The organism is Myroides phaeus (assembly GCF_900099675.1).
Classification (GTDB): Bacteria; Bacteroidota; Bacteroidia; order Flavobacteriales; family Flavobacteriaceae; genus Flavobacterium; species Flavobacterium phaeum.
Map to the genome: position 1 here is coordinate 122,413 of NZ_FNDQ01000005.1, position 20,178 is coordinate 142,590.

Annotated in this window: 19 protein-coding genes and 1 riboswitch; of the genes, 14 read left to right on the forward strand and 5 right to left on the reverse strand. The window is 34.3% G+C overall.

Annotated features, from left to right (window positions below; translation table 11 throughout):
* The first annotated feature begins 126 nt into the window (after window positions 1–126).
* The 3 genes from BLT46_RS04210 (at window position 127) to BLT46_RS04220 (ending at window position 3,288) form a co-directional block, all read left to right on the forward strand.
* On the forward strand, window positions 127–1,914 hold the full coding sequence (locus BLT46_RS04210; RefSeq protein WP_090406684.1) for an ABC transporter ATP-binding protein: 1,788 nt from the start codon (window positions 127–129) through the stop codon (window positions 1,912–1,914).
* A gap of 132 nt (window positions 1,915–2,046) precedes the next feature.
* Window positions 2,047–2,703, forward strand: coding sequence for a 3,4-dihydroxy-2-butanone-4-phosphate synthase (gene ribB, locus BLT46_RS04215; RefSeq protein WP_090406687.1), 657 nt, complete (start codon window positions 2,047–2,049; stop codon window positions 2,701–2,703).
* Between the two features lie 9 nt (window positions 2,704–2,712).
* Window positions 2,713–3,288 (forward strand): Crp/Fnr family transcriptional regulator, encoded by a 576-nt coding sequence (locus tag BLT46_RS04220; RefSeq protein ID WP_090406690.1) that lies wholly within the window; start codon window positions 2,713–2,715, stop codon window positions 3,286–3,288.
* 131 nt (window positions 3,289–3,419) lie between these two features.
* Here BLT46_RS04220 and BLT46_RS04225 read toward each other — a convergent pair whose 3' ends face one another.
* The gene (locus BLT46_RS04225) at window positions 3,420–3,914 is read right to left on the reverse strand and encodes a hypothetical protein (RefSeq protein ID WP_090406693.1); all 495 of its coding nucleotides are present in this window, start codon (window positions 3,912–3,914) and stop codon (window positions 3,420–3,422) included.
* Between the two features lie 136 nt (window positions 3,915–4,050).
* Window positions 4,051–4,157, forward strand: a riboswitch (SAM-I-IV-variant riboswitch).
* A 70-nt stretch (window positions 4,158–4,227) separates the two neighbouring features.
* Here BLT46_RS04225 and BLT46_RS04230 point away from each other — a divergent pair.
* From BLT46_RS04230 to BLT46_RS04240, 3 genes are all read left to right on the forward strand, one after another.
* On the forward strand, window positions 4,228–5,520 hold the full coding sequence (locus BLT46_RS04230; RefSeq protein ID WP_090406696.1) for a Na+/H+ antiporter NhaC family protein: 1,293 nt from the start codon (window positions 4,228–4,230) through the stop codon (window positions 5,518–5,520).
* A gap of 69 nt (window positions 5,521–5,589) precedes the next feature.
* Complete coding sequence (gene fabG / locus BLT46_RS04235) at window positions 5,590–6,336, forward strand: 3-oxoacyl-[acyl-carrier-protein] reductase (protein ID WP_090406699.1); 747 nt, start codon at window positions 5,590–5,592, stop codon at window positions 6,334–6,336.
* 122 nt (window positions 6,337–6,458) lie between these two features.
* The gene (locus BLT46_RS04240; RefSeq protein ID WP_090406702.1) at window positions 6,459–7,124 is read left to right on the forward strand and encodes a hypothetical protein; all 666 of its coding nucleotides are present in this window, start codon (window positions 6,459–6,461) and stop codon (window positions 7,122–7,124) included.
* Window positions 7,125–7,183: 59 nt separating this feature from the next.
* On the opposite strand, the gene BLT46_RS04245 is transcribed toward BLT46_RS04240, so the two are convergent.
* Window positions 7,184–8,713 (reverse strand): M20/M25/M40 family metallo-hydrolase, encoded by a 1,530-nt coding sequence (locus BLT46_RS04245; protein WP_090406705.1) that lies wholly within the window; start codon window positions 8,711–8,713, stop codon window positions 7,184–7,186.
* 248 nt (window positions 8,714–8,961) lie between these two features.
* Between BLT46_RS04245 and BLT46_RS04250 the strand changes: the two genes are divergently transcribed.
* Together BLT46_RS04250 and BLT46_RS04255 are read left to right on the forward strand one after the other, a co-directional pair.
* The gene (locus tag BLT46_RS04250) at window positions 8,962–9,450 is read left to right on the forward strand and encodes a 3'-5' exonuclease (protein WP_090406708.1); all 489 of its coding nucleotides are present in this window, start codon (window positions 8,962–8,964) and stop codon (window positions 9,448–9,450) included.
* Window positions 9,451–9,564: 114 nt separating this feature from the next.
* Window positions 9,565–10,110, forward strand: a complete 546-nt coding sequence (locus BLT46_RS04255; RefSeq protein ID WP_090406711.1) for a putative glycolipid-binding domain-containing protein — start codon at window positions 9,565–9,567, stop codon at window positions 10,108–10,110.
* A gap of 156 nt (window positions 10,111–10,266) precedes the next feature.
* Here BLT46_RS04255 and BLT46_RS04260 read toward each other — a convergent pair whose 3' ends face one another.
* Both BLT46_RS04260 and BLT46_RS04265 read right to left on the reverse strand, forming a co-directional pair.
* Window positions 10,267–11,154 (reverse strand): DUF6048 family protein, encoded by an 888-nt coding sequence (locus BLT46_RS04260; RefSeq protein WP_245722941.1) that lies wholly within the window; start codon window positions 11,152–11,154, stop codon window positions 10,267–10,269.
* Entirely contained in the window at window positions 11,126–11,644 is a 519-nt protein-coding gene (locus tag BLT46_RS04265; protein ID WP_090406714.1) for a DUF6452 family protein, read from the reverse strand. Before BLT46_RS04265 ends, BLT46_RS04260 begins: the two co-directional genes overlap by 29 nt.
* A 249-nt stretch (window positions 11,645–11,893) precedes the next feature.
* Here BLT46_RS04265 and BLT46_RS04270 point away from each other — a divergent pair, with 249 nt between their 5' ends.
* The 5 genes from BLT46_RS04270 to BLT46_RS04290 all read left to right on the forward strand — a co-directional run bounded on the left by BLT46_RS04270 (window position 11,894) and on the right by BLT46_RS04290 (window position 16,989).
* Window positions 11,894–13,429: an L-lactate permease gene (locus BLT46_RS04270; protein WP_090406717.1), complete on the forward strand. Its 1,536-nt coding sequence runs from the start codon at window positions 11,894–11,896 to the stop codon at window positions 13,427–13,429.
* Window positions 13,430–13,448: 19 nt separating this feature from the next.
* Window positions 13,449–14,189, forward strand: coding sequence for a (Fe-S)-binding protein (locus BLT46_RS04275; RefSeq protein ID WP_090406720.1), 741 nt, complete (start codon window positions 13,449–13,451; stop codon window positions 14,187–14,189).
* A 4-nt stretch (window positions 14,190–14,193) separates the two neighbouring features.
* Window positions 14,194–15,567, forward strand: a complete 1,374-nt coding sequence (locus tag BLT46_RS04280) for a lactate utilization protein B (RefSeq protein WP_090406722.1) — start codon at window positions 14,194–14,196, stop codon at window positions 15,565–15,567.
* Window positions 15,568–15,574: 7 nt separating this feature from the next.
* Window positions 15,575–16,153: a LutC/YkgG family protein gene (locus tag BLT46_RS04285; RefSeq protein ID WP_090406725.1), complete on the forward strand. Its 579-nt coding sequence runs from the start codon at window positions 15,575–15,577 to the stop codon at window positions 16,151–16,153.
* Window positions 16,154–16,239: 86 nt separating this feature from the next.
* Window positions 16,240–16,989 carry a hypothetical protein gene (locus tag BLT46_RS04290; protein WP_090406728.1) on the forward strand — a complete coding sequence of 250 codons (750 nt, stop codon included), beginning with the start codon at window positions 16,240–16,242 and terminating at the stop codon, window positions 16,987–16,989.
* A gap of 59 nt (window positions 16,990–17,048) precedes the next feature.
* Here BLT46_RS04290 and rlmD read toward each other — a convergent pair whose 3' ends face one another.
* Window positions 17,049–18,461 (reverse strand): 23S rRNA (uracil(1939)-C(5))-methyltransferase RlmD, encoded by a 1,413-nt coding sequence (rlmD, locus tag BLT46_RS04295; RefSeq protein ID WP_090406731.1) that lies wholly within the window; start codon window positions 18,459–18,461, stop codon window positions 17,049–17,051.
* Between the two features lie 202 nt (window positions 18,462–18,663).
* Between rlmD and BLT46_RS04300 the strand changes: the two genes are divergently transcribed.
* Window positions 18,664–19,785, forward strand: a complete 1,122-nt coding sequence (locus BLT46_RS04300) for a retropepsin-like aspartic protease (protein ID WP_090406734.1) — start codon at window positions 18,664–18,666, stop codon at window positions 19,783–19,785.
* Window positions 19,786–20,178: the final 393 nt, after the last annotated feature.

The window sequence follows — 20,178 nt, forward strand, 5'->3', positions numbered from 1 at the left end:
AAATTTTAATAATTCGCATTTTGTTGATGTTTATTTAACAGTTCCTATTCTTTAGTAGTAGCGTGATTTTGTGTTTTATTGATGTAGGTCAAATACTTATATAAGTAACATAGCTATCTTTGTACTATGAATTTATTTAAGATATTAAAGAAGATTAAACCCTTTGTAGCTAATTATAAACGGTTAATTATAGGAACGCTCGTTCTTACTGCAGTGGGTTCTTTTGCGGTTCAAGTAAATGCTATTGTTCTCCGTCGTTTGGTAGACGAATTGACCAATGTAATAAATGGTTTACACGATTTGAACTATGGCTATAAGATGTTGCTGATTTGTAGTGCTATTTTAATTAGCAAGGAGGTTATACTTGCGTTTATTCAGTTCGGACAGAAATTTTTTGGGGAGAAATTGCGTATTTATGTGTCAAGAGATATATCGCAATTGGTCGTAGATCGCATCTTGACGTATCGTATGGCATTTTATACTTCGGACGACAATGATAGTGGAAAATTACAAACTCGTATTGATCAAGGTATCAGTAGTATTACGCGATTAATACAGAATTTCTTTATAGATATATTACCTCTTTTTGCCAACGCTATTGTTGCCTTGATATTTATTTATAGTGCCAATGTTTATGTGGGACTGGTAAGTACGGCTATGATACCTTTATATTTTTATGTTAGCCAGCGACAAGCAACAAAACTAAAGGGGTATAGACGTAAAATGCGTAGCTATCGAGAGAATAAGAACAACGGAATAATCTCACTAATCAACTCAATTACTGTTATCAAGTCTTTTGTGCGTGAACCATTAGAAGCCCAAAAGCACGAAGTAATTCAGTATGATATGACGGAAAATCAATTGCAAACAAGACGTACGAGTTTTGTATTTGATGCCGTGAAAGGATTTATAGAGCAATTCGGATTAGTAATTATTATTTTATTAACTGCTTATTTTGTGTTGAAGGGAGAAATGACTGTTGGTGCTATTATGTTTCACGTTCTATTGTTTAATAATGTTACAGCGCCTATACGTCAGTTACACCGTATTTATGACGATGTAAATGATGCGATGATTTATTCGGAAAGCTTTTTTGAAATTGTAGATGCAGAAGATGAGGTTGAATCTACCGGATCGTATATTCCAAAAGAGGTTAAAGGGAAAATAGAAATTAAAGATGTTAGTTTTGACTACCCTAATGGTACTACGGCATTGAAAGATGTGTCGATGACTATTGTACCCAATGAAACTACGGCTTTAGTAGGGCTAAGTGGAGCAGGAAAGAGTACAGTTATCAATCTCTTAGACAAGTTTTACGCGCCTACTAAAGGCCAAATATTTTTAGACGGTATTGACTTAGCAGAGTACGATACCAAAGAGCTCCGTAAACATATTGGCTTGGTGCTTCAAAAGAATCACATCTTCCAAGGAAGTATTGAAGAGAATATTCGCTATGGTAATCCACAAGCCAGTTTTGAGGAAGTAGAGCAAGCGGCTAAACAAGCGTATATACACGAGCAGATTATAGATTTGCCGAAAGGGTATCAAGCTGACGCCCGTTTGCTATCAGGAGGGCAACAACAGCGCATTGCTATTGCACGACTGTTTCTAAAAAATCCTGCTATTATCTTTTTAGATGAACCAACCGCAAGTTTAGATGCTATTGCTACTGAACAGATAAAAATGAGTTTAGATGCGATAAAGGAAAACCGTACAGTAATTATTGTATCACATAGTATTTCTCAGATCATAGATGCCCATAATATTATTGTAATGGAAAAAGGGCAAGTGGTTGAAAGTGGTACACACGAAGTTTTATATGATAATAAACAAACGTATTACGATATATTCTCAGCGATGGCAAATAGCTTGAACTTAGATAAAATATCACATACGTTAAACCAAGACGAATAAGTCTTTCCCTAACGTTAGATGTCAAAAGACCTGCATTTATTTGTAGGTCTTTTTTTGTGGATGTAATTTATTGACCTACATCAATGTTTCTACTTTGGTGATAATAGACCTTTGGCGTTTAAACTAAAAGAGATGAAAACATTAGAAAATACACTTAACCAGTTTGGTTGGGATAGTCAGGAAAGGGTTGAAAATGCATTGAGCTTTTTAAAAAGCGGCAAGGGAATATTGTTGTTAGACGATCAAGACCGGGAGAATGAAGGGGATATTATTTTTTCTGCTCATTTGATGTCAGAGCAAGATATGGCTCTATTAATACGCTATTGCAGTGGGGTTATTTGCTTATGTCTGACCAATGAAAAGGCAGATGAGTTAGCCTTGCCTTATATGGTGGAGGAGAATAGTAGTCGTTTTCAAACGCCGTTTACGATTACAATTGAAGCCGCTAAGGGAGTTACAACAGGACTATCTGCAGCTGATCGATTAACAACAGTTCGCGCTGCGAGTAACAAAGAGGCTGTTATAGCTGATTTAGCGCGTCCTGGACACATATTTCCTCTTCGTGCTAAGAATGGTGGTGTACTTGAGAGAAACGGGCATACAGAAGGCGCAATTGATTTAATGAAATTGGCAGGACTACCTCCGCAGGCAGTTTTATGTGAGTTGATGAATGACGATGGAACTATGGCGCGTTTAGCTGAGGTAGTTGATTTTGCCAAAGAGCATAAGATGACTGTGCTTAGTATAGCAGATTTAGTTTATTACCGTACTTTTGTAATTGACAAATAAGCACTATGTATGAAACAGTTGATTGCCTATATCCAAGAGCGAATAAACGTATCAGAAGCGGATTTAGACCTAATTCTTTCTCGTTTTCACTATGAGAAGTTGGCAAAGGGAACACAATTGACCTCGTCTGGACTTAGTACACAGAAGTTGTATTTTGTTTGTAAAGGATGTTTGCGTATTTTCTATATCAATGAAGCAGGACAAGATGCCACTCGTTTCTTTGCTTTTGAGAACCAGTTTGCAACTGCTTTAGTTAGCTTTATCAATACCTCTCCGTCGTCTGAATATTTACAGGCATTAGAAGAGAGTGAGGTGTTTGCAATTACACATAATGATTTTTACAATTTATTAGAAGAAGTACCTCAATGGGAGAAGTTTTATCGTCAGTACCTTGAGTTTGCTTATGTGAACAATACAAATAGACTGTTTGCAATGGTTACTATGGATGCGTCTGAACGTTATAGTGAATTGTTGAAGCAAAACCCGTTGATTGTACAGCGATTGCCTAATAAGATTGTTGCTTCCTATTTGAATATTTCTCAGGAAACCCTAAGTAGGATAAAAGCAAAGGTTATAATGTCATAAGTGTTTAAGCTATCTACTACAATTGAGCATATTCAAAAGAGTATAGGTGTTTAAGACAAGATCGAAAAGAAAAAGCCACCCGTGTTGAGGTGGCTTTTATATTGTAAGATCGCTTTCGTGTGTAAGATGTATTAGAATCTGTATCTAATTGCAAGACCTAAGTCAGCACGGATACCGTCTCTATAGCTATCGTTTAAATAAACCTCAGGACGTAAGTCAAGAGAAATTTGCAATGGAATATCGAAGTTGTACTCAATACCAACTGTACCAGTTACAAGTCCGAATGCACCACTATCAGAATGTCTTTTCCCTTTGTGAGTTTCGCTATAATTCCAAGTTCCCACAGCCGCACCAGCACCAGCGTACCAGTTAAAGCCACCTTCTATATTCCATACCCATTCATAGATACCCGTTACCTTTACAGCATCATAATGATTATGAGATCTCCAACCTAAGTCTAATTCAAGACGGTTGTTTTTACTTAAGTCTCTTTGGTAAGAAATTTCTGTTCCTAATCCACTGTTTCCTCCGAAGCGCAATCCAATAGCATTTTTAGGACTGTTTTGTGCCTGAGCAGAGAATGCAAACCCTGCGATAAGGGCTGCCGAAAGCAATAATTTTTTCATTGTATTTTATTTTTTGTACGGTTTCAAATGTAGTATAAATAGAATTAGTTCGCAAAAAAAGAATTTTTGTATTCTATATTTTGTTGATTAATTGATAGATAGTTTTGTTATTTCTTATTTTTTTATATATTTGCGGTATTATTATCAAGAATTTGACTGAATGACCTTCAGGAAAATAGCAACCTGCAACAACAAGCAAGGTGCTGCAATCGATAAGCCAGAAATGGAAAAAATGTTGTAACAGCTTCTTTATAAGAAGGACTATTTCTACGTTTCTGGCGAATAAAATAATTTTAAACTTTTAAATTAAGTTATGTCAGAAAACAAATTTTACTCCCTAATTCCCTTTTTAGTATTTATTGCTGTGTTCTTAGGATGTGGTATTGCCTTAGGTGATTTCTACAAACTTCCATCGCCTGTTGCTATCTGTATTGGTATTGTAACAGCATTTATCCTTTTTTATAAAACGCCCTTACAAGACAAAGTTGTTTCTTTAGTGGAAGGTTGTGGTGATAGTAAGATTATCACAATGTGTTTGATCTATTTGTTAGCTGGAGCATTTGCTACAGTAACGAAAGCTATAGGAGGAGTAGATATGATGGTAAACATAGGATTAAGTTATATACCTGTTGCTTATCTTGGCGTTGGAATCTTTATTATAGCAAGTTTCTTATCATTGTCTATTGGTACCTCAGTAGGAACTATTGTTGCCTTAGGACCAATTGTTATAGGTTTAGCAGAGAAAACAGGAAGTTCAATGGGGTTATTATGCGGTTCGTTGTTAGGAGGAGCAATGTTTGGAGATAACCTATCTATCATTTCAGATACAACTATTACGGCAACGCAAACATTAGGATGTCAGATGAAAGATAAGTTTAGAGCGAACTTTAAATTGGCATTACCAGCTGCGATTCTAACGATTGTTGTATTGTTATTTATGAAAAGTAACGACGCAGGTGTGAGTTTAGACTTAGATCCTAATCACAATTACTGGGTGGTTATTCCGTATATATTAATCATTGTATTAGCGCTATCTGGCGTACAGGTATTTGTTGCCTTGTTTATTGGTATAGTTGTAGCAGGTATTGTAGGATTAGTTCAAATGAATTATGACTTGTTTGGCTTTGCTAACCTTATATACCAAGGTTTTTTATCAATGACAGAAATCTTTTTACTATCTATGCTAACAGGTGGAATGGCTCGTATGGTAGAGAAAGAAGGCGGAATACAATGGTTATTAACTAAAATGAAGAGTCGTATGAAAACACCTAAGAGTGCTGAGTACGGTATTGCAGCATTAGTTTCTGGTGTTGCTGTATGTTTAGCTAATAATACGGTATCTATTCTTGTAGCGGGTAATCTTGCAAATGATGTTGCTAAGGAGTATAAATTAGACAGACCACACGTAGCATCAATCTTAGATATCTTTGCTTGTGTAGTTCAAGGTATATTGCCCTATGGAGCACAAATCTTAATCTTATTGAGTTTTTCAAATGGAAACTTAGATTATCTTGATTTACTAAAACACGCTTATTACTTTGGTTTACTGTTTATTGTAACATTAATTTATATGACTTTCTTTAGAAAACAAGGACAAACTGCGTAAAAAAAAGTACAACAAAATACAAATTGTTTATATTTGCGTCTAGTTCAAAATATAAAATTGGATTTACAAATGAAATTATTAGAAGGTAAAATCGCTATTATCACAGGTGCTACAAGAGGAATCGGTAGAGGAGTAGCTATGGCATTTGCACAACACGGAGCAAGTGTTGCGTTCACTTATAGTTCATCTGCACAAGCAGCAATTGAACTTGAACAAGAATTAGCTGCTATGGGAGTTCAAGCTAAAGGATATCAATCTAATGCAGCTGAGTTTTCAGCAGCAGAAAAATTGGTTGAAGAGATTTTAAAAGATTTTGGTAATATTGACATTTTAATTAATAATGCAGGTATTACAAAAGATAATTTGTTGATGAGAATGTCAGAAGCAGATTTCGATGCTGTAATCGAAGTAAATCTTAAGTCTGTATTTAATATGACCAAAGCAGTGCAACGTACAATGTTGAAAAATAGAAAAGGTTCTATTATCAATATGAGTTCTGTTGTGGGTGTGAAAGGTAATGCAGGACAAGCTAACTATGCTGCTTCTAAAGCGGGTGTAATTGGATTCTCTAAATCTATTGCATTAGAGTTAGGTTCAAGAAATATTCGTTGTAACGTAATTGCACCAGGATTTATTGAAACTGAAATGACAGGTAAATTACCAGAAGATGTTGTAAAAGGATGGAGAGATGCTATTCCTTTAAAACGAGGAGGTACTCCTGAGGATGTTGCTAATGCTTGTGTATTCTTAGCATCTGATATGTCTGCTTATATCAGTGGACAGGTTATTAATGTTGATGGAGGAATGTTGACATAAGATATCTTAGTATATCATAACTTATATATAAAGGCTATATCTACGGGTATAGCCTTTTGTTTTTTATAAAGAAGGTATAAAAAATTAATTGTATTTTTATTCTATTGTAATACGTAAGTAAAATGAAAGAGTTTATAGAGAAGGGAAAGAATTTAGGTAATGAGGGAATAAAGTCGTTTAAGATTGTTTTTATTTGTTTGTTGCGCTGGTTGGGAATTATGCTTGTTGGTATATTCTTGTCACTGTGGATTATAATTTATTCAATGACCAAGATTTACATTATACGAGAAGGTTTAGAAGCTAATGGCTTCTTCGCTAATGTTGGAGCGTTCTTTAAAGATATAAACTATTCAGTGGCTCTTATCTTTATTGTACAGATATTGATGTTAATAGGTTATTTTATAATTGCAAATAAATATGCAATTCAGAAAGCCATTGCGATGTTGTGGGAAAGACAAGGAAGCGAGTATATATCGTCTTATATTGCTCAATTATTAGGGTATTTACAGGCTAAGCAACCTGCCTTGTTTACTGATTCGTTGGATAAGCAAACTATAAAACAAGAATTGATTAATATGAATGCTACGAATGCTGTAGCAAGTAATCTTCAAAGACGTACTACAAACTATATTTTGTCCAAAGCGAAGGTTGGCGGTAAGGGAAACTTACTTCAGCAATTAACGACACTGCGTTTTAATCCTATGGCATTTTTACCGGCTTTATGGGGATTTTATGCACTTGTAGTTTTACAAATATTGTTTATCGTTTATTTAAGGGTATTTGTCTAAGTGATTATAATATAAAGGGCGAACTATTAGATTAGTTCGCCCTTTATATTATATAATTACTATTGTTGCATTAACAATTTAAAGTGATTAATCATTCGCATATAGTTATCAATTGTAATAGACTCATTATCATTGTGAATTTGTCTTTGTTCGTATTGATTTATCTCAATAGGCATAAAACGGAATACATTGTCAGAAACTAATTCATATTTGTAAGCATCCGTACCAGCAATTGTCAAGTAAGGCGTAATAATAGCATTAGGATAATTGACAGCTATTGTTTGTTCTAACTTTTTGAATTGCTCACTTGTATGTGAAGATAAGTGGGATGGTTCACGTGCAGAAACTACATTGAACTCCACATCGTAACCTTGGCATATTTTCTTTGCGTGATTTAAAACATCCTCAACTGTATTTCCTTGTAAAATGCGGAAATTCACTGTAATCTCTGTTGAAGCTGAAAGCACATTAGGCGCATCACTCGAATGAGCCATAGTAATTGCTGTGGTTGTTCTAATAAGTGCATTTGACCCAGGGTTTTTAGAAAGTGATTTAAGTAAAGCACTTCCCAATAACCATTTGTTTGAAATAGCCATTCTCGATTTAAAATCCATAGCTCCTCCGATATTGTGTAAAAAGTTTTCAATAGGAGGAATCAATGTTGCTGGCATCTGCTCTGTATTAAGTTTATCAATAATTTCAGCTGCTAATACCAGAGATCCTTTTGTTGGAGGCATAGAAGAATGTCCTCCTGTACCATTAACCTTAATCTCTAAAGTTAAGAATCCTTTTTCTGCAACACCAATTAACGCAATGGCTTTATCCACTTGTGGTAAGACAGATTTAGGACTTGTTACAAAACCTCCTTCGTCATATACTGCATCAAAGCGAATTCCTTTATTGTTGAAATATTCTGCTATTTTAACTGCACCGTGTCTACCGCTTACTTCCTCATCTTGTCCAAATGCAAAGTATATATCTTGATTAGGAACATATCCTTTTGCTAGCAATGTATCAGCAGCTTCCATAATCGAAATAAGCATAGATTTCATATCAATTGTTCCTCTACCATAGATACGTCCATTTTTAATATCTCCACTAAATGGATATCCTTCCCAACCTTCTTGGTAATTAGCTAAAGGAGTAGATGTGGTGCTTAGTTCTACAATCGCTTCTTTTGGCACTGGATTAGCATCAAAATCAAAGTTATTAATTGGAACTACGTCATAATGAGATAAAAACAAAAGTGGCTTTTTAGTACTATCTTTTCCCTTCCAATGAAACACCAGTCCGTATGTATTTATAGTAGTTACATCCAAAGATTCATAAACCTGTGGATATGCTTCCTGTAAAAAAGTTTTAAAATCGTCAAAAGGCTTGAAGTTTGTTTCTTCGTAGTTTACAGCACTTACCGTAGGTATCTGTATAGCTTGTGATAATCTTAGTAGAGCTATTTTATTGGTAGGATGTTCCATTGCTTTGCTATTTATATTTTCTTTAGTTTGGAAATCAAATGTAAGTGTTTTTATGATCACAATGATTGCGATGGCAAGAATTGCGAGCATTCCAAATATAATTGTCTTCTTCATAATTCCGAGTTTTTTAGTATCATATTACAATAACCGAGCCTTTTTGAAAGGATAAAAGGATATAACTTCTTGAGCTTAAAATTAATAATAATTTATTAAATATTTAATGATAATTATAGTAAGTTATGATAAAGTATTTTGATACAATAATTTATGTTATACGAGTAGATTTCATAAAAAGGTTGTTTAAACAGAGTATCCCGTCAATAAAAACAGTATTTTAGCTACTTAATTTTTTAATAAAGCAGATGAATAGATTTACAGCTATAGATTTTGAAACAGCACAAGCAGATCGCTCAAGTATATGTCAAGTTGGTCTTGTTGTTTTTGAAGACAATCAAATAGTAGATACACTTAATGTATTAGTTCAACCGCCTCAAAATTTATACTGGTCTAAGTTTGTAGATATTCACGGGATTTCTCCTGAAGATACGCAGTTTTCTCCTACATTTGATGAGGTATGGCACCAAATAGAACCTTTTGTGAAAGATCAAAATGTTGTAGCTCATAACGGATTTGCATTCGACTTTCCTGTTTTGGCAAAAACATTAGGTTACTACAACTTAGCTGTGCCTGAATATAATAAGTTTTGTACGTATCGTATCTATAAAAAAGGGTTAGCTGTATTAGCTGAAGAATATGCTATAAAATTAAATCACCACGATGCATTAAGTGATGCGAATGCTTGTGGACAATTATTTAATCAGTATTTGTCAGAGGAGAATATCTTTCTTTAATAGTTTTTTCGTTGAGGTAGTACTTTAAGCACTATTGCTATAAATTATCTCTAAGGAATGTATTTTTAATTACATAAAGAATATTAACTTGTATATAATATTAAATTTAGAAATATGAATAAGCATATTACCTGGATTGGAGAAGAACATTTGTCGATAGAGAAATGTCATATTATTGAGAAAGAACAAAGTTTTCACAGTAGAGGGGAAGTTGTAGGGAATAAAAATAATCAAGTATATGGATTAGAATATCAAATTGTTCTTGATGAGCATTGGCATACACGATTTTTTTCAATTGAAAGTAAACAGGGACATAAACATTATTCTGTAAATGCACATAAGATTAATAATCTTTGGGTAATTGATGGAGTAGAGTATCCAGAATTTAATGATTGTTTAGATATTTATGTCGATAGAACAGCTTTTTCTAATGCATTGCCAATTAATAGATTGAAATTAGAAATAGGAGAGTCGAAAGAAGTAAGTGTACTTTACATAAGTCCTTTTGAGGAACGAATAGCTTTAATGGTGCAACGCTACGAACGTCTTTCTGAGGATACTTACTATTATGAAAATTTATGGAATGACCTTAAAGTTACAATTACTATTGATGAAGATGGAATTGTAACAGATTATTCCGGAATTTACAAAGCAATTTAACTTAGTAAGATTGTTGTATGAAGTCGTATCTTCTTAAAGAATTATGTAACAAGGTAGTAAAAGAAATACAGTTACCTCTAATATTAAAGAAATTAAGCTTAATAGTCTTAAGGGGTATATTAAAAAAGCTCACTTTAACAGTGAGCTTTTTTAATATTATTTGATAGTCTTTTTATTTTCTTCAATAAGCTTTAATTCTTCAGCTTCCATAGGGTTAGCAGGTTCAGACGGAACAACCTCTCGTCTGTCAATTAAATTACCTTCTAAATCATATTTAGCGCCATCTTCTTCTGTAGGCATTATAAATTTATTTTTTTTAGACTTGTAAAAAGGAATAAAATACGAAACAGAGTAGTTAAAACCAACTCCGATAGCCCCGCTGTGTTTTTTGTTGAAACCAGGAATATATAAATTCTCAAAGTCTTCAGGTTGTTTCTGTGTCAGCAAACCATTAAGTCGTAAAGAGAATCCCATAAACACATTATTAAATACTCTTGTTTTAATACCAGCAACAAACTCAACCCAATGTGCTGAAAGTCCGTTTGTTTTTCTATCAACATCAACGCGTTGCGTAGGAAAGTAAGGATCCGTTGTGTATGGTTTATACCAATTTAATGTTTGTGAAAAAGAAGCAATACCATATCTAAAACCAACATATATAAGATCTTCTCTATCCATCCAGTTGATATTAAGGTTGTAGTTAGCTCCTAATCTAAGATAGTTACCATTGGTCGTAAAACCGTAATTGTTTTCATCTCGATCCATTTTATCGTGACCTATTTCAGCAGCAGCATACCAGTTTTTTGATAAACGGTAATCACCTGTAATTTCAAAGCCTGAATACGTTTTATCATATAAAGACCTTGTTGTTCTAAATAAATCAACCCCTACACGTAAGCCATATCGTTGAGGGTAGAAATGTATCTCCTTGTCAATAGAATCTCTTTGAGCTCCAAAGTCCTTCTTTGATGTTTCTTGAGCGACAGCAGAAAAAGCAAAAAAGAATAAACTACAACTAATAAAATATTTTAAAGTGTGCTTCATCTTCATTTACTATTTCGTTTGTTTCAGTTATATATTGTTTTATCCAATTTCCTGTTGTACTTGTTGCATCACCATTTAATTGAGGAGAAGTTCCGTCTTGACTTAATGAAAATGTAGAAACATAACCACAAGCCTTATTTAAGTACTTAGTTGTAATTTTATACTTAAAGGTTAAAGTATCGTATAATACAACATTTTCATTATTAACTTTTTGTGTAGATTTTAATATCCAAGCAGTTTCAGGTTGGTCTAAGCGAAGAGGTAATGTTAGCTTGTTACCACTATTAACAATTACTTCTTTTTCACGTCCAGCTACAAAAGCTTCAACTCTCTCATTTCTTGGAATATCTTGATCCTCATAGTTATAGAACTCTACGCGGAAGCTTGGAGTTGTAGGTTCTGTCTCTGCACAGATATCGTCTTTTTCACAAGCTACAAAAGCTATGCTACCTATACATAATAGTACACCTGCTAATATTAATTTTTTCATATAGAATCTTTACACTGTCTTATATAAGTTGTCAAAAATACTAAAACTAATTCATAAGTCTCTAATAAAATAGTGGTATAGTTTGGTGCAGAAAACCTCAAAATTTATAACATAAAATTAAGTTAAACAAGCTTATTAGTGTTTAATCATTCTAAATTAGCCTATAATTTGCGATTGTTCTATTGATTATGCGTAAAAAAAGTGTTTTTGCCCTTACCTTTAAGGGGCTAAAAAATAAATAAAATAATAATGTTAGAATCTATTTCCTCAGGATTGATACTGCTTGCAGCTACTCCTGTTGTACTCTTGATTGTTTTGCTTGGCTTCTTAAAAATGCCAGGAGAGAAAAGTGCTTTTATCACATTGGTTGTCACAATTTTAATCGCCATATTTGGTTTTGAATTATCAGTAAACGATACAGCATTGTCTGTTCTTTATGGAGTAATTAAAGCAGTTTTTCCGATACTTATCATCATTTTAATGGCTATTTATAGCTACAATGTTCAAGTACAAACAGAGAAAATAGAAGTAATAAAACAGCAGTTTTCTGCGATTTCTGAAGACAAAGCGATTCAAGTTTTGCTATTAACGTGGGGATTTGGAGGATTATTAGAAGGTATGGCAGGTTTTGGAACTGCTGTAGCTATTCCAGCAGCTATTTTAATTAGCTTAGGATTTAAACCAATGTTTTCTGCAGTTGTAAGTTTAGTCGCAAATAGTGTTCCTACAGCTTTTGGTGCAGTTGGTATCCCTGTTATTGTATTAGCGAGAGAGGTTGATATGGCAGACCAAATTACTACGATTAGTGCAAATGTAGTTTGGCAATTGGCTATTTTAATGTTCTTAATTCCATTTGTAATCTTAACATTAACGAGTAAATCAGTTAAGTCAATTCCAAGAAATATTATATTAGGTGGGGTAACTGGAGCAGTAACTTTAGCTGTTCAATATTACTCAGCTGTTTATATTGGCGCAGAAACTCCTGCAATTTTAGGTAGTATAGCGTCAATTTTTGTTATTATTGCATTCGGAAAAATTACAGCTAAAAAGAATACTGAGAAAAAAGAGGCAATTAGCTTCTCAGCAAAAGAAATATTCCAAGCGTGGAGTGTTTACGGTCTGATCTTAATCTTAGTATTATTGACAAGTCCACTTTTCCCAATTACAGCTTGGTTAAAAGAAAATGTTACTATTTTTCAAACTGTCTTTAGCTTTGATATAGCAGGGGCGGCGAGAAAAGTAGGAATCTACTGGTTGACAGATACAGGTGTATTAATCTTTGTGAGTTCAATAGTAGGAGGATTAATTCAAGGTAGTTCATTGTCTAAATTATTCAAGTTATTAGGTAAGACAACTTTGCAATTGAAAAAGACTGTAATAACAGTTAGCTGTTTAATCGCTTTATCTACATTGATGGATTTCTCAGGTATGATCTCTGTATTAGGATTAGCGTTAGCAGCAGGTACAGGAGCGTTTTATCCTTTCTTCGCACCAGCTATTGGTGCATTAGGAACGTTCTTAACAGGTAGTGATACCTCTTCAAACATCTTATTTGGTAAGTTACAAGCAACTGTTGCCGATCAAATCGGGGCAGATAAAGGTTGGTTAGCAGCAGCTAATACAGCAGGTGCAACGGGTGGTAAGATTATTTCTCCACAGAGTATTGCAGTAGCTACAACAGCTTGTAATCAACAAGGTCAAGAAGGTGTTATTTTAAAAAGAGCAATTGTTTTCGCGTTAGTGTATATTATTATCGCAGGAATCGTTGTTTATATTGGTAGTTAAAATATATAAAAACAAATATATGAGAGTTGGATTATTTATTCCTTGCTACGTGAATGCGGCATATCCGGAAGTAGGTGTAGCAAGTTATAAGCTATTAACACATTTTGGTGTAGAGGTTGATTATCCTGTAGATCAAACATGTTGTGGGCAGCCTATGGCTAATGCGGGTTTTGAAGATAAAGCATTACCATTGGCAAATCAATTTAATAAATTATTTGATCAATATGATTATATAGTTGCTCCTTCAGGAAGTTGCGTTGGGTTCGTAAAAGATTCTTACCCGCGTATTATGGAGAAAGAAGGATGTACAAGTAAGGTTAGCGGTAAAGTATATGATATGTGTGAGTTTTTACACGACATTTTAAAAGTTGAAGCACTTCCAGGTGTTTTCCCACATAAAGTGAGCTTACATAATAGTTGCCACGGTTTAAGAGAGCTTAAATTAGGGTCGGCAAGTGAGCTAAATATTAAACCTTACTCTAAAGTAAAAGATTTATTAAGATTAGTAAAAGGTGTAGAAGTTGTAGAGCCAGAAAGAGTAGATGAGTGTTGTGGTTTTGGTGGAATGTTTTCTATCGAGGAGCCTGCTGTATCTATTAGAATGGGGAATGATAAGGTTTCTTGTCATACTGCAACTGGTGCTGAATATATTACAGGACCAGACAGTTCTTGTTTGATGCATATGGGGGGAATTGTAGACAAAAAAGGTCTGCCAATTAAAACCATTCACGTAGTAGAAATATTCGCAGCTGGATTATAAGATTATGGGTAGTACAAAACATTCACAGAATGCTGGCGTTTTTCAGCAGGATTCAGAAAAGGCTGCTTGGCATAATAATGCCTTGTGGTTTGTAAGAGAAAAAAGAGACCGTATATCTAAGACAATTCCTGAATGGGAAGAACTTAGAGCTATGGGAGAGAAAATAAAGTTACACAGTGTTAGTAATTTAGATGTTTATTTGGAAGAGTTTTCAACGAACGCTGAAGCTAACGGAGTAATTGTACACTGGGCTAAAGATGCTGAAGAGCACAATGCTATTGTACATTCAATTCTTGAAAAGCACAATGCTAAGAAAATGGTGAAAAGTAAGTCTATGCTTACTGAAGAGTGTGAGCTTAACCATTACTTAGAGGCTAAGGGAATTGATGTTATTGAAAGTGACTTAGGAGAGCGTATTTTACAGTTAAATGGTACTGCGCCTTCACATATCGTACTTCCTGCTATTCATATGAAAAGAGAGGAAGTAGGGGAATTATTCAGTGAGAAATTAAATACTGAAAAAGGAAATAGTGATCCTACGTACTTAACACGTGCTGCAAGAGCGTCATTGAGAAATGATTTCTTAACTGCTGATGTTGCTATGACTGGAGTTAACTTCGGTGTAGCTTCTACAGGAGAGGTGGTTGTGTGTACTAATGAAGGGAATGCCGATATGGGTACTTCATTAGCTAAGGTGCACATCGCTTCTATGGGACTTGAAAAAGTTATTCCTAACAGAGAGTGTTTAGCGGTATTTACACGTTTATTAGCGCGTTCTGCTACAGGACAACCGACAACAACTTATACGTCTCATTTTCAAAAACCTGTTGAAGGTGGAGAATTTCATATCATCATTGTAGATAATGGGCGTAGTGATATTCTTACAAATGAAGATCACATTAAATCATTAAACTGTATCCGTTGTGGTGCGTGTATGAATACGTGTCCGGTTTACAGACGTAGTGGTGGATATTCATATACTTACTTTATTCCTGGACCTATTGGTATTAACTTAGGGATGCTTAAAGATCCTGTGAAACACAGTGAAAATCTTTCTGCTTGTTCGCTTTGTTATTCTTGTAATAACGTATGTCCAGTGCGTATTGATTTGGCAGATCAAATTTATAAATGGCGTCAAGATTTAGATTCTTTAGGAAAAGCAAATGCTTCTAAGAAACTTATATCTTCTGGTATGCAGTTTTTATTTACACATCCAGCGTTGTTTAGAACAAGTTTGAAATTCTCGTCATTAGCAAAATATGCGCCTCGTTCGTTGACTTTTGGATTGAAAGAATGGGAAGATGGTCGTTCGTTACCTCCTTTTGCAAAAGAGTCTTTTACAGAAATGTGGAAGAAAGGTAAGGTTCAAAAAAAATAGTAGAGTTATGAGTAGCAAAAATTACATATTAGAAAAGATAACAAGAAACATACAGAAAAGACATGATAGACCCGTTGTGAAATTGGATGCTATCAGTTTTGATAACTTGTTGACACAGTTTGTTGAAATTTCTCAAGCTGTTGGTGGACACGCTGTAGTTTTAGAAGAAGGACAAGATATCAATGCTGTTATTCGTGACTTATATCCGGATGCAAAGGAGATTTCTTCTGCTTTAAAGGATATTACATTGAGTACTTTAGATCCTAATTCTGTTGCAGAAGCAGCTGACTTAAAGGATGTAGACTTAGCAATAATCGAAGGAGAATTAGGTGTGGCTGAGAATGGATGTATCTGGATCCCTCAAGAGATTAAGCACAAAGCATTGTACTTTATTACACAATACTTAGTTATCGTTTTAGATAAGAATAAGATTGTCAATAATATGCACGAGGCTTATGCTAAGATTGGAACAAATGATAAAGGTTTTGGAGTGTTTATTTCGGGGCCTTCTAAAACAGCAGATATTGAACAAGCTTTAGTAGTGGGAGCCCACGGTCCTAAAGGATTAACAGTTATTTTAAAATAATTAAGAAAAGTTTAATATTGCTTAGAATATAATGAAAAAGAGACGTATAATTGCGTCTCTTTTTTTATACTTAAAAACCAAGCAATATGAGATACCTATCTATCTTATTTATTAGTGCATTATTGTGCAGTTGTTCTACTTCTATTAGGACAAAAGTATCTGGAACGAACCACAATCCGTTAGCAGACTCTACCAAAGTTTATTTAGTTAATGATGTTCGTCAATTGCCAGAAGCGACAGAATTGGTGGGAACAGTCAAAATTGGCGATTCAGGATTTACAACTCGTTGCGATTATGAAACTGTAATAACAGATTTTGAGAATGCTGCGCGTAAAGTAGGGGCCAATATTATAATGGTAACAGAGGTGAAGACACCTACTTCGTTGGGAAGTACTTGTTATAGAATACAAGGAAAAGCCTTCCGTAATCTAAATACGGAACAATTAAAAAACATAAAATCTAACGATTATAATTCGTACGCTAAGAAATTAGAGGGAGATCCAGATTATGCTATTGTTCACTTTTACAGACCAACAGGTGGGCCTGGTCATTTGTTAGGATATAAAGTAAAGGATGAGAATAATGGAAATATTGGAAGAATGCGTACAGGAGAAACATTTAGTCACAAAACAACAGCATACGGAGACAGAGTGTTTAAAGGAAGCTTAGAAACTACAGAAGAAGTAAAGCTTACTTTAGAGAAAGGGTATGAGTACTATGTTAAGTGTAGTGTAGGTTTTGGAATTATGATGGGACGCCCTATTATCAAGCAAATGCGCATTGATATTGGAGAAGAAGAGTATAATATACTATCCAATAAACAAAAGAAAAAATAACTAATCAAAAGCAATAAAAAAGCCCTTGTATTTTATACAAGGGCTTTCTTTTTAGTATATTATTTTAATTCAAGTAATACTACGTTTTCAACGTGGTGTGTCTGTGGGAACATATCCACTGGTCTTACTTTAATTACTTTATATTTTTCATCCATTAAAGCTAAGTCACGTGCTTGTGTTGCAGAGTTACAACTTACGTAAACTACGCGTTTAGGAGCAATCTTTAAGATCATTTCTACTACATCTTTGTGCATTCCATCACGAGGAGGGTCAGTGATAATTACATCAGGATGCCCGTGTGTACCGATAAACTCATCGTTAAACACATTCTTCATATCTCCTACAAAGAAATCACAGTTTGTAATATTATTGCGTTCAGCGTTTAATTTAGCATCCTCAATCGCTTCCGGAACTGCCTCTACACCAATTACTTTTTTAGCTGCTTTAGAAACGAATTGAGCAATAGTTCCTGTACCTGTATAAAGGTCATATACTAACTCATTTCCTGTTAATCCAGCGTAATCTCTTGTAATTTTGTATAATTCGTAAGCTTGAGCAGAGTTTGTTTGGTAGAATGATTTAGCGTTGATGCTAAATTTAAGTCCTTCCATCTCTTCTAAGATATAATCACGTCCTTTGTATAATACTACATCTTGATCGTAGATTGTATCATTTGCCTTTCCGTTTACAACATATTGTAATGAAGTAATCATAGGGAAGCGCTCAGCTAAGAAGTTAAGTAATAACTCTCTCTTTTCTTGATCTTCGTGGAAGAATTGGATTAATACCATTACTTCTCCAGTAGATGCAGTACGAATCATTAACGTACGCAATAAACCTTCTTGTTCACGAGGATTAAAGAATGAAAGGCCATTCTCGTTAGCAAATCTTCTGATTTCATTACGAATATCATTAGAAGGGTCTTCTTGTAAATGACATTTCTTGATATCTAAGATTTTATCCCACATTTTAGGGATGTGAAATCCAAGAGCATTTTCTTTACCCATTTCTTCTCCACTTGCTACTTCTTCAGGTGTTAACCAACGAGCATTAGAGAAAGAGAACTCCATTTTATTTCTGTAAAATAAAGTTTCTTCAGAACCTAAAATAGGCTCGAATTCAGGTAATTCAATTTTACCAATACGCTTCAAGTTGTTAAAAACCTCCTGGTTTTTGTAAAACAACTGTTGGCTGTATTTCATATTTTGCCATTTACATCCACCACAAGCTCCGAAGTGCTCACAAACGGCGTCAATTCTGTGTTCAGAAAATTTATGGATCTTGATAGCACGACCTTCATAATACGCTTTGCGTTTTTTTACAGTCTGCACATCTACCACATCTCCCGGAACTACGTTAGGAATAAATATTACTTTCCCATCTGGAGCTTTAGCTACCGAAACGCCTTTTGCACCTGCATCAAGGACTTCTACGTTTTCGAATACGATTCTTTCTGTTCTTTTTCTTGTCATGCCGCAAAAATAAACTTAATTTCAATTTGAAAATCATTTTTATTTGAATTTTGCTAATTAGGAAACATTCTAAAGAAGGGATGTAATTACGAGTTCTTTTATATTATACATAGTGGTAATTAAAAAGCGGTATTATTCTTTTTAAGGTGCTGTATTAATTAGATTAAATACTATTTTAGTACTTCATAAAAAAAACACCACTATGTCTTTAAAAAAGATTGTATTAGCTTGTTTTGTACTCTTTAGTACATTGTCTTCTGCTCAAACAATTCGCTTGCCTTATACGGATGAATCGGGTTGGATGTTGGTTAATTTGACCGTAAATGATAAAGAGATGACTTTTCTGTTTGACACCGGTTGGGATGGATTGTCTATTCGCGGTAGTTTATTAGAAGAATATAAAAAATCGGGGAGTATAGTTGCTGTTGATGCGAACAATGTATTACAAGATGTAGCGAAACTGCGTGTAGATAGCCTAAAAGTTGGTAATTATGTTTTTCACAATTTACCTTTTACAGATTTAGAACAATTTCCAATGGTAAAAGACCCCATATTTGATTGTTATAAGATCGATGGTATTTTAGGAAATGTGATTTATAAAGACAAGGTATTGGAAATAGATCCAATTAAGAAGGAAATTATATTGGAAGACTTTACAACGGCTTTAGAGTTGCGTATATTAAGCGATGATTTTATGCACGTGGCGAGTTTAAATGATCAAAATCCAACACGTATAGTTATTCCAATGGCTGTCGGAGATATGTATCGTCCGTTCTTAGTGGATACCGGAGATAATGGGTATTTATCAGTGTCACAAGATAAGGATATGTTGAAATACATTGAAACGTTAGCTGTCAAAAGTTTTCTAAGCTATGGAAGTGTAGGGGCATTTGGTTTGAATAAAGGCTTAGCAAAGACACAGATTAGTTTAGGGGGGAGTGTTCAGCTTGCAAATCGCGTATTTGATAAGCAGGAGCTATCATTTAGTCCTTCTGAAGGTGTTTATCAAATAGGAGTGGAGTTTATCAAGCAATTTCACTTGATTTATATAGCTGACTTGCAATTGTTATTTTTAAAGCAAGTAAAGCAGTATGAAGGTGAGTCTAATTTGAATAAGTTTGGCTATGGAATTGCTTATAAAGACGGAAAGTATATTATAGCTGCAATTGGTGAAAATGAGAAGGTTTTAAAAATAGGTGATGAAGTTTTAACTATTGATGGTGTTGCAATTGCTAAAAAATGTGGTTTTAGAAAATATTTCCAAACAGCAAAACATACGCCTATGTTGGGATTGAAAAGAGGGAAAAAAGAATTTACATATTGATGAAAGGCAACGTAAAGAGTAAAGAAGCTCAGAATTGATTGATAAGATTAATTCTGGGCTTTTTTTATATTTCAGAGCAATATACGTAAAGGTTAATTATTAAAAGAGTCTTCTTTGTTACATCCTTCGGAAAACATCGTGGATTGTTCGGAAAACAGGCCTGTTTTCCGAAGGGTTCCCGAACAAGTCTCGAATCGTTTCCGAACAAGGTACGTTTAAAAAAGCGTTATATTGGATCAAGCACAAAAGTTGGGGAGGAAGTTGTAAAATAATATATTTGCACCATGATGGATAGCACAGAAATACTAAAACTAATCCTACCTGAGTACTTGGTAGAGCATTTCAATATTACAAAAGTTGAAGAATTAAATAGTCGTTTAGATATTTACTTCG